The organism is Nostoc sp. MG11 (assembly GCF_014904695.1).
Taxonomy (GTDB): Bacteria; Cyanobacteriota; Cyanobacteriia; order Cyanobacteriales; family Nostocaceae; genus Komarekiella.
The window spans coordinates 241,129-256,127 of the sequence record NZ_JACXXN010000005.1; the positions used below are offsets into that span (position 1 = coordinate 241,129).

Genomic DNA, 14,999 nt, shown 5'->3' on the forward strand with positions numbered 1-14,999 from the left:
GAAATCATTTTCTCTCCTCTTCTTCTAGAGCCGCTGAATTTGGCAGAAATAAAGTGAACTGACTACCTTCTCCCAAAGTCGATGTCACTGTCACATCTCCACCATGCAAACGTGCTAATTTGCGTGTCAAGGCTAAACCTAATCCAGTCCCTTCATACTGACGATTTAACTGACTATTAAGCTGTTTAAAGGGTTCAAACAGAAATTGAAACTGACTTGAGTCAATACCAATTCCAGTATCTAAAACTGTAAACGTCATCCCTTGGGCTACTTTTTTGACTACCAGGGATACGTGACCTACTGAGGTGAATTTAATCGCATTTGTAAGCAAATTGAGGAGCATTTGCTTGATGCGCCGTTCATCGGCGATGCAAATATCGGCTTCTTTATCAACTTCACACGTGAGTTGCAATCCTTTTTCTGAGGCGCGATCGCTCACTGTTAATATGGCATAATTACATAACTCTGCTACTGATACAGGTAACAACAACAGGTCTTCTTTGCCTGCCTCTACCTTAGATAAGTCAAGGATATCGTTAATCAGTGCTAGAAGGTGTTCACCACTACTATATATACAACTTATATATTCTTGCTGCTTGTCATTCAGAGAGCCAACCATTTCTTGTTGTAGCAACTGCGACAAGCCCATGATTGCATTGAGAGGCGTCCGTAGTTCGTGGCTCATGGTCGCTAAAAATTCACTTTTTGCCCGACTACCGGCTTCTGCTGCTTCTTGAGAAGTACGCAGCTTCAATTCTGTTTGCTTGCGCTCAGTAATGTCCTCAATCATCGCCAGAAACAACTCCGGTTCACCATTTGTACCTGGAATGACAGAAACAGAAATATGAGTCCAAACCAAGTTACCATCTTTATGCAAGCAGCGTCTTTTCATCTCAATACGATTAGCAACAAGCTGCTTTCCATCGCCCTTGGTGTCTCCCCTTGGCAGAAGTTCCGATACTTGGAACCCAACCCTTGTACTTTTCTCTGTATCTACACGAATTTCTGATACCAGTTGTTTGTAAAGTTCTAAATCTCCCCTTTGGATTACGATGTAATCTGTAAAGCTTTGACCGTATAGTTCTTCTTGGCTATATCCCAGGATCTCGCACAGCGCCGGATTGTTATCAACTATCTGTACTTTCATATCTATAAGTGCAATACCGATAGAGGAGCGCTCAAAAATCGCCCGAAATTGTGCCTCACTCTGTCGCAGTGCTTCGTGTACAGTCTTTTGCTTGCTTGCTTCTATGGCCAGGGTCACGAAATCTGCAATCGAGTCAGCAAAGTTCTCTTCCTGCAAAGTCCACTGGCGAAAGTCGCCCACATGTTCATAGCACACTACACCCACCAAACGCTCCCCTAACCAAATCGGTACATCTAATAGGGATGTGATGCCTAACACAGAAAGATGAGATTTGGATAATTCTTGAGTCCTGATATCATTTTTGATATCATACACAGCAATATTACATTCCTCTTCTAAAGCCTGAAAATAAGTAGGATAACTTGCCTTCAAGAGCGACATACCAGATGTATGCTCTTGAGTACACATATCATACAAATCGATACATTCAATTTTTGAGCGGTCTTCATTATATAACCACACACCAACCCGCTTCACTAAGAGTGTCTGAGCAGCTGTTTCTGTGATTTCTCTTAACGCCGCATTCAGATTGCCTTGTTGAAATGTCTTGCTCTTTGCAAGTTGTACTAGCGTCTGGCTCTGTTTTCGCCGACTCCGACCATTTTCTCTTATTTGTAAAGCCTCTTGGGCTTGCTTACGCTCTGTAATATCTCTAACCGCCACCATTTGCATTGGTTGCCCCTGGGAAGAAATAATTTTGCCTTGTAGCTCTACAGGAAAAGTAGAACTGTCTTTTCTAACTACAATTACTTCATAGGGTTTTTCATAACCGGAAAGTATTTTTTTTCTAAATAAATCTTGTGATTTTAGAACAACGAGTTTTAAAACCCTCTTACCAATCAGTTCTCTAACTTCATAAGCAGTTATTTTTGCCAAACTACGATTGGCATCTAAAATAATTTCACAGTTATGTAATATGATACCTTCAAAACCTGCTTCACATAGACAGCACAGGCGGGTTTTAGCATCATACAGGTTAAATAAATGTAAAAACTGTTGTTCGGAACTCCCGTACACTTGAGCAACAGTTATGTCTTATTCCTGGTGTTGAGACAGTTGTTACTGGATGGCACATAGCAACCTCTGTTGCAATAGTTGAGGTCTTGTCTGGCTTTTGACTGAATGTTTCTCTGTCTTCAAGCTAACAGTTTGCCAGCCGCAGACTTTATCTTTGACATTATTGATGAGCATAATTACTAAGTTGAGAGCATTGTCACTAATAGAGTAAAACAGCTTTACAAAAAAGGCTAGGGAAAAAAGCTGTTTCACATGCACCTGATGAAAAACGTATATTCTCCCATAAATGGAAAACAATATTTTATAAAGCTATAAATTTAGTATAAAAATTAGTCACAAACAACAGTTTGGCAGCTGCCACCACGACCAAGACTATTGCAGGGGAAGCGGGAGTATTTTTTATCCAGCATTAAGCATCAGTAGTTAATTAAAAAATTATCTTTATGGATTCAAATATTTTTGTAGTTTTAAAACTCAGAAGTCAAATTATTTAATACTTTAATTACTATTCTAACACGAAAATTATTGAAAAACTGAACATTTCATCTTTAAATATTAGTTATTTTAATCTGTGTAATTGCAATAAGCATTTTTTTTAAGCTAACTATACTGCTCAACTTAATGGCATTAGTTTTTCTCTCATCATAAGTTTATGCTAGCTCCAAACAAAAATCCGCAAATATACCATGTGTTCTGTTAGGTATTTAATTTTATTCTGGTTATTTAAGAAAGGAAAAAGTGGAAGACAGTGATTGCATGGACGAAGTTGAAAAATCTGATTCTTGAGTTGAGTGAACGGTTAGGATTTCTACTAAAAAAACTAGCTTGCTAATTGGGCATATATTACAGGAGGATTTGAGGAACAGGCATGTCAGGAAATGAGCGGGAAAAAATACGCCACTTGTTGGTCGTCCAAGACCCGCAAGGGGAGCGAACTATCCCCTTGAAAGAGGCTACTTATTCTCTTGGGCGGCACAGTGGGAATGCGATCGTCCTCCGTTCCCGGTCAGTATCTAAGCAACATGCCATTTTATTACGGGTAACTCTTCCACAGACTGACCAATATGGCTTTCGGGTTATTGATGGCAACTTCAACGGCAAAGGGAGTACTAATGGCTTATTCGTGAATGGTTCTAAATGCTCCTACCATGACCTCAAACATGGAGACGTTATTGTATTTGGCGATAATCAAGCTCAGGCCAAATATTATGCGATTTCTAACCTATCAGAAAAAGCATTTTCTGAATCTTGTCAAGTTGATGACCTATCTGGTTTCCTGTCGGAGCAAGCTAATCCCGTTAATCCTTTTCAAACCCTAGTTGTCGATCCTAGCTTTGAAGGAGCTAGCGATACAGCCTTAGCTCGCTTAGCATCCTTTCCTGAACTTATCCCCAATGCGATTATCGAGACAGATTTAGAGGGGACAGTCACTTATCTCAATCCAGCTGCATCTCTCAAGTTCCCCAAACTTAGGGAAACTGGTAAGCAGCACCCCATTTTGGCAGGACTTTTGAGTGCGGTTAAGAATTTAGAAAAAAATTCTTTTGTTCGGGAGGTAGAAGTTGGCACAGAAGTTTTTGAACAATCCGTTCACTACCTTCCTGAAAGTGATTTAATTAGAACTTTTATTGTTAGAGATATTACTGAGCAAAAGCAAGCTGAAGCAGAACTACATCAGCGCGATCGCTTGCTACAGGCAGTTGCAGAAGCCGCCAATTATTTGCTGATGGAAATGAATTACGAGACAGCTATTGATAAAGCTCTCGCTACTTTGGGCGAAGCTGCCAAGGTTGATCGTGCCTACTTTTTCCAGAATCATCCCGATCCTGATACAAGAGAGATGGCAGTTAGCCTGCGATTTGAATGGACGCGTCTATCGATTCAACCTTCTCGTCACCATTGGCAGAATCAAGCCTATCAGGTTTCTGGACTAGCTCGCTGGTACACTGCTCTCTCTAGCGGACAGTCCATTAGCGGACTCAGCCAAGAATTTCCCGCAGTCGAACGAGAACATCTTACCCGCGATGGGATACAATCTCTGCTCTTGGTTCCTCTGCGGTTAGATGACGAGTTTTGGGGTTATATCGGTTTGGCAGACTGTACCTGTGAGCGTCATTGGTCAAGGCACGAAGAATCCACGCTCTTGACGATGGCCGCTAGTATCATTGGTGCGCGGCAACGTCAACAGGTGGAGGAGAAAATTCGCTATCAGGCCCTCCATGATCTGCTTACAGGCTTGCCCAATCGTCTGTTATTTAACGAGATGCTTGCCACAACATTACCCAACGCGCGGCGGAATGGCGACAGTTTAGCTGTGATGTTCCTCGACTTGGATCGTTTCAAGGTAATTAATGATACTCTAGGGCACACGCTGGGAGATCAATTGTTACAAAGGGTGGCTCAAAGATTGAGAGACTCCCTTAGAGGCGGAGATACCCTTGCTCGTTGGGGAGGGGACGAATTCACTATTCTACTGCCGCGAGTGAATCATATCGAAGAGGTAGCCCAGGTTGCTCAAAGAATGTTACAAGCTTTAGAGAATGTTTTTCCTCTCCAAGGGCACGAACTTTATGTCAGTGCCAGCCTTGGTATTGCATTGCTTGATCAAAACAGCCCTGATGCCGAAACTTTAATCCAGCACGCAGATGCCGCTCTGTATCATGCTAAGGACAAGGGCAGGAATAACTACCAATTCTACAGCGTTTCTCTGAGTGCTAAGAATCCCGAACTTTTGACTTTGGAGAAAAATCTGCGCTATGCCTTAGAACGAGCAGAATTAACAGTGTACTACCAGCCTAGGGTAAACATTGCCACAGGACAAATTACTGGTATGGAGGCTCTGTTGCGTTGGCAGCATCCTGAGATGGGATTGGTCGCGCCCAATGTCTTCATTCCCCTTGCTGAAGAAAGTGGATTGATTCTCCCCATCGGCGAATGGGTACTACAGACAGCCTGTCATCAAAATAAGGCTTGGCAAGATGCCGGATTGCCACCTTTGACGATGGCGGTCAATCTTTCTCTTAAGCAGTTCCGTCAACCCAATTTAGTCGAGACTATAGCCAGAATTTTAGAACAGACGGGACTAGAAGCCCGATTTTTAGAGTTAGAAATTACAGAAACGACTGCGATCGAGGATTTAAACTTCACCAGAACTGTGCTACAGGAACTAGAGCAGATGGGCGTTTACATCTCCATAGATGACTTTGGTACAGGTCACTCCTCCCTCTCACGCCTACAAATGTTGCCACTCCACAATTTGAAAATTGATCGGTCTTTCATTCGAGATTTAACGACAGATGTCAAAGTAGCTCATATTGTCAAGGCGATAGTTAACTTGGGGCAGAGTTTGGGGTTGAGGCTAACCGCAGAAGGAGTAGAGAAGGAAGAAGAACTAGAATTTTTGAAATCTATCAACTGCGAAGATGTACAGGGCTTTCTATTCTATCGACCGCTTACTGTCCAGAAAGCTACAGAAATTCTTTACAGTCAAAGTACAAAGCTTTAGTAGTCCACTTAGGGAGCTTGGCGAGGTCACGGGTAAAAGGTTATCCTTTGCCCTTTAATGTTTCCGCGCGGAAACTGAGTTTAGGTCAGTTAAACTAAAGATGCTAGTACTTAATAAGTTTTAATAATTCTGTTATGAGTACGGATTCACCTGTTAATTCTCCCGCAAAGTCTGAATCCATATTAGGAATGCGTGTGAGAAATTTCTTAATAGCAATCGTAGCGATCGCCCTCAGCGTTGCTTTATTCTTGGGACTGCGAACTCAAACAACTTCAGTTTCCCTCGCTAAGTTAGATCAGGGTTCCACACCTTTAGAAGTGGCTGTTAGCAATGGCAAACCATCGTTAGTGGAGTTTTATGCTGATTGGTGTACTGTCTGTCAAAAAATGGCACCAGATATTGCCCAACTAGAAACACAGTATGCTGACAAGCTGAATTTTGTCATGCTGAATGTGGATAACAACAAATGGCTACCAGAAATGCTGAAATATCGGGTGGATGGGATTCCCCATTTTGTATTTTTGGGCCAGAGTGGAGAAACCATAGCGCAAGCGATCGGCGACCAACCCCGCACGATTATGTCTAGCAACTTAGAGGCTTTAATTAGCGGTTCGTCTCTCCCCTATGCTCAAGCTAGTGGGCAAGTTTCCAAATTCTCAGCTCCAGTAGCACCAACTGCTAGTCAAGATGACCCCCGCAGTCATGGAAACCAAGTGGTAAATTAGCACCCGTTCATCTATCAGATTAGCTCATCAAATCAAGTACTAGGTACTAGGTACTAAAAAAGTCAGAGTTGTCTACAATAGTAACTTTCGCGTGGTACTATAAATAAGTACCAAGTACTAAAGATATTTAAGAGTTATGTCTAAGAATCAAGTGAAGTTTCTCTTAAATGATAAACAGCTAGCTCAATTTAAGGCACAAGTGGTTGCTTCTGCGTCAACTCAGCAGGAATACATAGTTTCTAAGATACTGACTGAGAGTACACCACCAAGCGCCTTAGTAGAGATCATCAAATCCCAACAGGAAACAATAGCCAGCCTAACAGAGATACTAAAAGACAAGCAAAGTACCTTAAAGGAAGTAGCTCAGGATAGTTTTAAAAGTGCTGATGATACTAAATATCAAGATCAGGATTTAGATTCCTCAGCGACTATTAAGGCAGACCAGTCAACCAAAGATGAACAAGAGATAGCCCCTAAGCCGACTCAGTTGAGCCGAGTAGATCTGATGGAGCGGTATGCTATGAGTGATGGAGACTACAACAAGCTGGTATCCCAAGCTCAAGAGCAAGGTTGGGTAGAACTAGATGGTATGCGGTGGCAAGTATCTGGTAAGAAGACTAAGGCGGTCTGGACAGTCTTAGAACCCCTGGAAGTTCCGGGATAAACTTGAAGTTACCCTTTTAGGCAAGGTAGGAAGCAGAAGTAACCAATGCCATCCAGAGCCTTCACGGGTTAGCTAAGGGTCTTCAAAAATGAGGAGGCTCGTTTTCAAGCCTACAATTATTTAATTTTTATTAGTTGTTATTCTCAATTAATAACAACTAATAACTAGTAACTAATCACTAACCAATAAACTTCTGCCAAGTTATTGCGCCCACAATTCCATCAGCAACTAAACCATTTTGCTTTTGAAATTGCTTAATTGACGCTTCTGTTTGGGGGCCATATACACCATCTACTTCAATACCTAAACGGTGTTGCAAGTATCTGACAACTGGGCCGCCAGCGTGGTTAGGTCTGACGATTCTTTTCGCTAAAATCAGATTTATTGCATTCCATGTAGTTTGATCAGCATTTCCCGTTGATTGAATCCCGGCAATAATCTGAAATTTTTGTACAGCAGATTGTGTGCTGGGCCCAATTGAATTATCTTCTACTAATGTCTTACCATTTTTATCAGTTATTTTTAGTCTATTTAAGGCTTTTTGCAGTCTGAGAACAGTGGTATCTGCATTCTGCTCATCATCTGGTACGGGATTAACAGGTGTACTTGGTACTTGTCCAGTTAAGCCTTTGACGATCGCATTGGCCATTGCTTCGGCGTTAAAAAGATTCATATCTTTTGCCGAATCGATAAAGCAACCTTCTACTAGAATCGCTGGCATATCTGTATTTCTCAGAACATACAAGTGGGAACCGCTCTTAACACCGCGATTAAAAAATCCCAACTTGATGATTTCATCTAATACGGGTTTAGCGATTTTCCTACCCCTCTCGCTAGTCGCAAATACTTCTGTGCCATTAGCTTGCCCGTTGAAAGCGTTAAAATGAATCGACACAAAAATGCCTACATTACTAGCATTAGCTCTAGCACATCTTTTTGAAAGAGAATCGCGTACGCTACCAGCACCATCTGGTTTACATGCTATTACTTCATGCCCTAAAGCTTTTAACTTTGCTATAACTCTATTGCCTACATCTAAAGTTAAATTATCTTCAACTTTGATTCCTCTAGCTCCTGTATCTGGTGGACAATTATGCCCGATATCAATTCCAAATCTCATTTTTTTCTCCTTAAGATATTGTCAGAATAGTTAAAACCTTTTTAGGCTCTTAATAAAAATTTCTATTAATCATTTTGTGGGAGTATTTTTTCGCAATTGGTAATAGGTAATTAGCGTATTGTATGACTCATTATTATTTTAATATATAAAATCTCAATATAAGTAAAACTAATTATTGGTTTTACTATGATAAAGTTTGATTTTTCAAGTAACTATTGTAACAGAAAAGCAAAATTAGCAATATTTATCAGCATTCTAAAGCATCTAATTATTTTTCTATAACTGGAAATGCAGCGATCGCAATTATTCTTCAGATAATAACTCTTCGTAAAAATAGGTAGGTATAATTAACATAAAATAAAATCCTAGTTCGTAGTGAGCGATTCATCGCTCAAAACAAGGATTATCAGGACTAAAGTCCCCATTACAAACTTTAATTTATTTACGCCTAGCTACCTATAATCAAAAAGGGTAACTAAGTACTGGGCAATATTTAATACGCAACTATCTAAATCACTGGGCTGGATACGAGAGGAGCCTGATGAAAAGGAGCGGCTGGCCTGAATCTGTAGGTAGATATTTAACAATCAGCCTGAAAGCATGTTTAAAATCTAAGTGAAGAAATATTTCTTGGCTTACGGGCATGAAACGCATCGTCTTGATTGCTGGATTTGAATCGTTCAACGCTGACTTGTACAGGAAAGCAGCTTTTTTGGCTAACTCTCGCTGTCTAGAGTTGGATATTCGGGTGTTTAGCGATCGCGATATTATCACTAAGCGCCTGGAGGTGGAAGCAGCACTTGATGGGGCTGATGTATTTTTCGGCAGCTTGCTATTTGATTATGATCAGGTTTTGTGGCTGCGCGATCGCATTCCCCAGATTCCCATCCGCCTCGTGTTCGAGTCAGCCTTGGAATTGATGAGTTTAACCAAGCTGGGTGCTTTTGCCATTGGCGATAAACCCAAAGGAATGCCCAAACCAGTTAAATTCATCCTCGACAAATTTAGCAACGGACGAGAAGAAGACAAACTTGCTGGTTATATCAGCTTCTTAAAAGTCGGCCCTAAACTCCTCAAATATGTACCAGTGCAAAAAGTCCAAGACTTACGCAACTGGCTAATTATTTATGGTTACTGGAATGCTGGCGGTTCAGAAAACGTAGCCTCATTATTCTGGACACTAGCAGAAAAATACTTAGATTTAAAAGTCGGTGATATTCCCCCACCCATCGAAACCCCGAACATGGGATTACTCCATCCCGACTATCCAGGATTTTTTGAATCACCGCAAGTATACCTAGAATGGTATCAAACCTCCTGTAGAGACGTTGCATGCAACGTCTCTACACAACCCGTCGTCGGCATCTTACTCTACCGCAAACACGTTATCACCAAACAACCTTATATTCCCCAAATGATTCGTCGTTTTGAGGAAGCTGGGTTAACTCCTTTACCCATCTTTATTAACGGTGTGGAAGGTCATGTAGCGGTAAGAGATTGGATGACAACCGATTACGAAATTCAACAACGGCAACTCGGTAATATTGAAACGCCTTCACTTTCTAATGAAGCAGTTAGAGTAGATGCTGTTGTTTCAACAATTGGCTTTCCTCTAGTGGGTGGCCCGGCTGGTTCAATGGAAGCAGGACGCCAGATAGAAGTAGCAAAGCGTATCCTCACCGCCAAGAATGTGCCTTACATAGTTGCTGCACCCCTGCTAATTCAAGATATTCACTCATGGACGCGCCAAGGTATTGGCGGATTGCAAAGTGTAGTGTTGTATGCTTTGCCAGAATTGGATGGCGCAATTGACACTGTTCCCCTTGGCGGTTTAGTGGGTGAAAATATTTATCTGGTTCCTGAACGGGTACAGCGATTAATTGGTAGGGTCAAAAGCTGGGTTGCATTGCGGCAAAAACCTGTATCGGAACGTAAAATTGCGATTATTTTGTATGGGTTTCCTCCAGGTTACGGCGCTGTAGGCACAGCTGCATTATTAAATGTCCCGCGCAGTCTCCTGAAATTTCTTCACGCACTCAAAGACCAAGGTTACACTGTCAGAGATTTGCCAGATGACGGAGAAGAGTTGATTCGCTGGGTAAAAGAGGCAGATGAATCACACCCAACCAGTGTAGAGACGTTGCATGCAACGTCTCTACCGAACAATAGCGTCAACGTCCGCACATTAGAAAAATGGCTGGGATATCTGCAATCCTCCCGCATTGAAAAACAATGGAAATCTTTGACGGGAACAGGTATTAAAACTTATGGCAATGAATTCCAGATTGGCGGTGTGCAGTTAGGGAATGTGTGGATAGGTGTACAACCACCTTTGGGGATACAAGGCGACCCCATGCGCTTAATGTTTGAACGAGATTTAACCCCTCATCCTCAATATGCAGCTTACTATAAATGGCTGCAAAATGAATTTCAAGCTGATGCTATAGTTCACTTTGGAATGCACGGCACAGTGGAATGGTTGCCTGGTTCTCCTTTGGGAAATACGGGTTATTCTTGGTCGGATATTTTGTTAGGAGATTTGCCTAATCTATATATATATGCGGCGAATAATCCTTCTGAGTCAATTTTGGCAAAACGTCGCGGTTATGGGGTGTTAATTTCGCATAATGTCCCGCCTTATGGTCGTGCTGGTTTGTATAAAGAATTGGTAGCGTTGCGGGATTTGATTTCGGAGTATCGAGAAGACCCACAAAAAAATTATGTCCTTAAGGAAGCGATTTGTAAAAAGATTGTAGATACTGGTTTGGATGCAGATTGTCCGTTTGAGGATGCTAAAAGGTTGGGTATTCCTTTTACTCCAGAAAATATTCGGATGTTTAGCGCTCATGCTTTTGATGATTATCTAGTGAAGTTATACGAATATTTGCAAGTGTTAGAAAATCGTCTGTTTTCTTCTGGGTTGCATACGTTGGGTGAAGCGCCGAATGAGGAAGATATGACGTCGTATTTGGAGGCTTATTTTGGAGACGAACCGCAGAGGCACGGTGAGACAGCGCTGCGGGAGGGTTTCCCTCCGCAGGCGACTGCGAACCCGAAGGGAGAACACGGAGAAGAGGAGGAAAGGCAAATTACAGATTTGTTGATGCAAACTACGGATGAATTAACTAATCTGTTGCGAGGATTGAATGGGGAGTTTATTCCTCCTGCACCAGGTGGTGATTTGTTGCGGGATGGGGCTGGGGTGTTGCCAACTGGTAGGAATATTCATGCTTTAGATCCTTATCGTATGCCTTCACCTGCGGCGTATGAACGGGGAAAAGAAATTGCTCAAAAAATTATTGCTCAGCATTTGGATGAACATGGGACATATCCCGAAACGGTGGCGGTGATGTTGTGGGGATTGGATGCGATTAAAACTAAGGGTGAATCTCTGGGTATTCTGTTGGAGTTGGCGGGGGCTGAACCTGTTAAGGAAGGAACTGGAAGAATTGTTCGTTATCAATTAAAACCGTTGGCGGAAGTTGGACATCCTCGCATTGATATATTGGGAAATTTATCAGGAATTTTCCGGGATAGTTTTGTAAATATCATTGAATTGTTGGATGATTTGTTTCAACGAGCAGCTGATGCTGACGAACCAGAAGACCAGAATTTTATTAGAAAACATGCTTTGGCTTTAAAAGCACAAGGTGTGGAAAATGTATCGGCGAGATTGTTTTCTAACCCTGCTGGTGATTTTGGTTCTTTAGTAAATGATAGGGTGGTGGATGGTAACTGGGAATCTGGCGAGGAGTTAGGCAATACTTGGCAAAGTCGCAATGTGTTTAGCTATGGAAGACAAGATAAAGGTCAAGCTAGACCAGAGGTGTTGAATACTTTGTTAAAAACAAGCGATCGCATTGTTCAAGAAATCGATTCGGTAGAATACGGTTTAACCGATATTCAAGAATATTATGCTAATACGGGCGGTTTGAAAAAGGCAGCAGAAAAACAACGCGGTAAAAAAGTTACTACTAGTTTTGTAGAAAGTTTCTCGAAAGATACGACACCCCGGAATTTAGATGATTTACTCCGTATGGAGTATCGCACCAAGTTAGTAAATCCCAAATGGGCCCAAGCAATGGCGAATCAAGGTTCCGGTGGTGCGTTTGAAATTTCTCAACGGATGACGGCGTTGATTGGTTGGGCTGGTACTGCTGATTTTACCGATGATTGGGTATATGACCAAGCGGCTGATACTTATGCTTTAGATGCAGAGATGGCAGAGAAATTACGCAAGGCAAATCCTGAAGCTTTTCGCAATATTTTAGGGAGAATGTTAGAGGCGCATGGACGAGGTTTCTGGCAAACTGATGCTGATAAGTTGGATAAGTTGCGCCAGTTGTATGAGTTGACAGATGAGGAACTTGAGGGTGTAATAATTAACTAACCTTTTCAAGGATTATAAGGTAAGATAATTTTATTAAATAGGCAATAAAGTTAGAAGCCATGGCTACTAGTTTCACCCCTAGTTCTATTGCCTTCCATAACAAAACCTACAAAAGTTTGTGCCAAGTTTATTTGATTGAGCAAATCTTTATCATTAGCCTTATAAATTACTGAGGGTCGTCACAAACATAATCAGCGCGAACCCAACCACGTCCTCCTCTATGAGAGACATTCCACCACCAATAACCATCTTGACTATACTTACCCCCAGTTAAAACCACTACATCTCCATTAGGAATTTCTTTCACCTTCCGGAAGTTGCGACCGGGTCCATTACGCATAGAAAGGCGACCAGTACCGTCATTAGTACAAACTTGAGCATAAGATTGTGAACGAGATGCAACGCTGTCAGTGTTACCAAGTCCTGGGCCAACTTCTGCATTTACTGGTAGAGCAGCAGTTAGAATAAATACACCAGTCATGATAATTTTAAACATGTAATACTCCTTTTTTAATGAACGAATTATTAAATGCGGACTTCGAGATATTGGGGCTGGTGAGTGCGAACATATTCCAATACTCGATTTAAATCCTGTTTATTAGTTAGTCCAATACATCCGGATGTCCCGTCCTCACCGTTGTTCTTTTCAAAAGACGGGTCATAGTGAATACCTAAAGCTGTGCGACCAGTCTGGAACAGCGGTTGTATGGGAAGGAAACGGTCACCAGCTTCTGGGATAGTGCCGCGAATATACGTTCTTGCAACTTTGTATTTTCCATTTGGTAAGGGTGCTTCCGTTCCAGAACTATCACGGTCTCTATTTTGGGTATATCTTCGCCCAGAAACAGTGTTATACAAACCCTTCAATTCACCGTTAGCGTAGAGGCGAAGCTCATAAATTGGGTTATCTAGTGCATTGAGAACTCCCTTTGGCATTAGAGTCATGTAAGTATTTGACCTGATTGGTACAGTTGAAATTTTTTGAGATTGAAAGTTACCTTTGTTTGACTCGTCATTATCAACACTCCACGCCTTTTTGAAGGATGATTCTATAGATAAAGGATCGTTATTGTCTGCACCAGAATTAGAATTTATCAGAACATTAATCTCACTCCATTTGTTCTTACCTATTGTTAACTTTTCTGTGCTTTGCTTTATATTTCTGCTGGACTGTAGTGCAATTAATTTCTGCGGTGATTTGAATTCAGCATTAGCAACACAGCCTATAAATACTACGCAACTGAAAAATATTAAGGCTAATCGAATCTGCATTCAAACTTTTAATTTTTCTAATTTCTCCGACTTTAAACTTAATTTCCCTGGCTAGACATGGGAAATGACACGGATTTTTTTACTATGTGCTAATTACGTAAAAGTTAGTATCTTGGAGAAAGTTTTTATATTTCTCAACTTTAGATAACACAATGATAAATTTAGGTAATAGTAGCTAAGACAATTTTGGCAAATCTATAACAATAGGCTGAAAGCTAAGTTGTGACATAGCTGCAATCAGTCCTTATAAGGGTAGCTGCTATCAACTTGACCTTGCCAAAAGTGGTAGTGAGCCTTTCACTCGCTACTTTGAACCATTACAAATCAATTCAGTACTTAAAAATACTTATAACGAATAAAACTAAATGTTATAGCTTTCGCCTTTGCCATTGATTAGTAAATAGCAGAATCTAGTAAGCCTTCATCATGTATACCAAGTGAACCGCCATATTCACTTATAAGCTCACTATGTATACGTATAACATCTTCTTTTTTAACGAATTTAGGATTATGCAAGTTTTCTATACACCTGATCCCATTTTTTCGTAGATGCCAAAGAAGTTAGCACAGTTTCCGATTCTTGAGGGGTGATATCTTCTAATTCCAGGGCATCAATTTCTTTTTCAGATAATGCGTTGATTCGTAAACTAGCTCTAATTAGTGATTGTATTTGATGTTTGAGAGATTCTATAAAAACGTATATTTCGTCCTTTTGGGAACTTTGAAAGTTAGCTTCACTCTTGAGTTGTCTATATACATCTACAAAACCTAAAGTCAGTTCTTTGAAGATTTGTCTACCATCTTTATTCAAAAAAAAGTACCAGTACTCATCTACAATCTCTTTGAGCGTAAAATTGCATCTAACACTAAGCAAAACTGCTAATTCACCTTGCTTTACTTTTTCATTCAAACCCTCTCTAAGCTTAGTAAACCTATTCAGCTTGTGCTGAAGCTTTATTATTTCCTCTCTAAGCTGATTAAGAGATATTTGTCTACTATTTACCAACTCAATTATCTCCGCCATTGCTTCATCTTGAGAGTCGGCATCATTCAAGCATCCCTCAAGTATTTCTAACCGCTCTTGAATGCTGGCAATTGTTTCTTGTGGGAGTATGAAGCTGTGTACCATCTTTTATGTACCTGGTGAGTTATGCGCTTC

The 14,999-nt window shown here is 41.0% G+C and carries 9 protein-coding genes; 4 read left to right on the forward strand and 5 right to left on the reverse strand.

Annotation, left to right across the window (positions count from 1 at the left end; genetic code table 11):
- Positions 1-4: 4 nt before the first annotated feature.
- Positions 5-2,164: a PAS domain S-box protein gene (locus HCR01_RS10250; protein ID WP_193196107.1), complete on the reverse strand. Its 2,160-nt coding sequence runs from the start codon at positions 2,162-2,164 to the stop codon at positions 5-7.
- Between the two features lie 868 nt (positions 2,165-3,032).
- Here HCR01_RS10250 and HCR01_RS10255 point away from each other — a divergent pair.
- The 3 genes from HCR01_RS10255 to HCR01_RS10265 all read left to right on the forward strand — a co-directional run bounded on the left by HCR01_RS10255 (position 3,033) and on the right by HCR01_RS10265 (position 7,058).
- Positions 3,033-5,669, forward strand: a complete 2,637-nt coding sequence (locus HCR01_RS10255; RefSeq protein ID WP_193196108.1) for an EAL domain-containing protein — start codon at positions 3,033-3,035, stop codon at positions 5,667-5,669.
- A gap of 134 nt (positions 5,670-5,803) precedes the next feature.
- Positions 5,804-6,394: a thioredoxin family protein gene (locus HCR01_RS10260; RefSeq protein WP_193196109.1), complete on the forward strand. Its 591-nt coding sequence runs from the start codon at positions 5,804-5,806 to the stop codon at positions 6,392-6,394.
- 136 nt (positions 6,395-6,530) lie between these two features.
- Entirely contained in the window at positions 6,531-7,058 is a 528-nt protein-coding gene (locus tag HCR01_RS10265; protein ID WP_193196110.1) for a hypothetical protein, read from the forward strand.
- A gap of 178 nt (positions 7,059-7,236) precedes the next feature.
- Here the strand turns inward: HCR01_RS10265 and HCR01_RS10270 are convergent, their stop codons facing one another.
- Entirely contained in the window at positions 7,237-8,178 is a 942-nt protein-coding gene (locus HCR01_RS10270; RefSeq protein ID WP_191760486.1) for an N-acetylmuramoyl-L-alanine amidase, read from the reverse strand.
- A gap of 643 nt (positions 8,179-8,821) precedes the next feature.
- Here HCR01_RS10270 and bchH point away from each other — a divergent pair.
- Positions 8,822-12,568, forward strand: coding sequence for a magnesium chelatase subunit H (gene bchH, locus HCR01_RS10275; protein ID WP_193196111.1), 3,747 nt, complete (start codon positions 8,822-8,824; stop codon positions 12,566-12,568).
- 166 nt (positions 12,569-12,734) lie between these two features.
- Here the strand turns inward: bchH and HCR01_RS10280 are convergent, their stop codons facing one another.
- From HCR01_RS10280 to HCR01_RS10290, 3 genes are all read right to left on the reverse strand, one after another.
- Entirely contained in the window at positions 12,735-13,064 is a 330-nt protein-coding gene (locus tag HCR01_RS10280) for an SH3 domain-containing protein (RefSeq protein ID WP_226889240.1), read from the reverse strand.
- 29 nt (positions 13,065-13,093) lie between these two features.
- Positions 13,094-13,840 carry a L,D-transpeptidase gene (locus tag HCR01_RS10285; RefSeq protein ID WP_193196112.1) on the reverse strand — a complete coding sequence of 249 codons (747 nt, stop codon included), beginning with the start codon at positions 13,838-13,840 and terminating at the stop codon, positions 13,094-13,096.
- 508 nt (positions 13,841-14,348) lie between these two features.
- Positions 14,349-14,969 carry a hypothetical protein gene (locus HCR01_RS10290; protein WP_193196113.1) on the reverse strand — a complete coding sequence of 207 codons (621 nt, stop codon included), beginning with the start codon at positions 14,967-14,969 and terminating at the stop codon, positions 14,349-14,351.
- Positions 14,970-14,999: the final 30 nt, after the last annotated feature.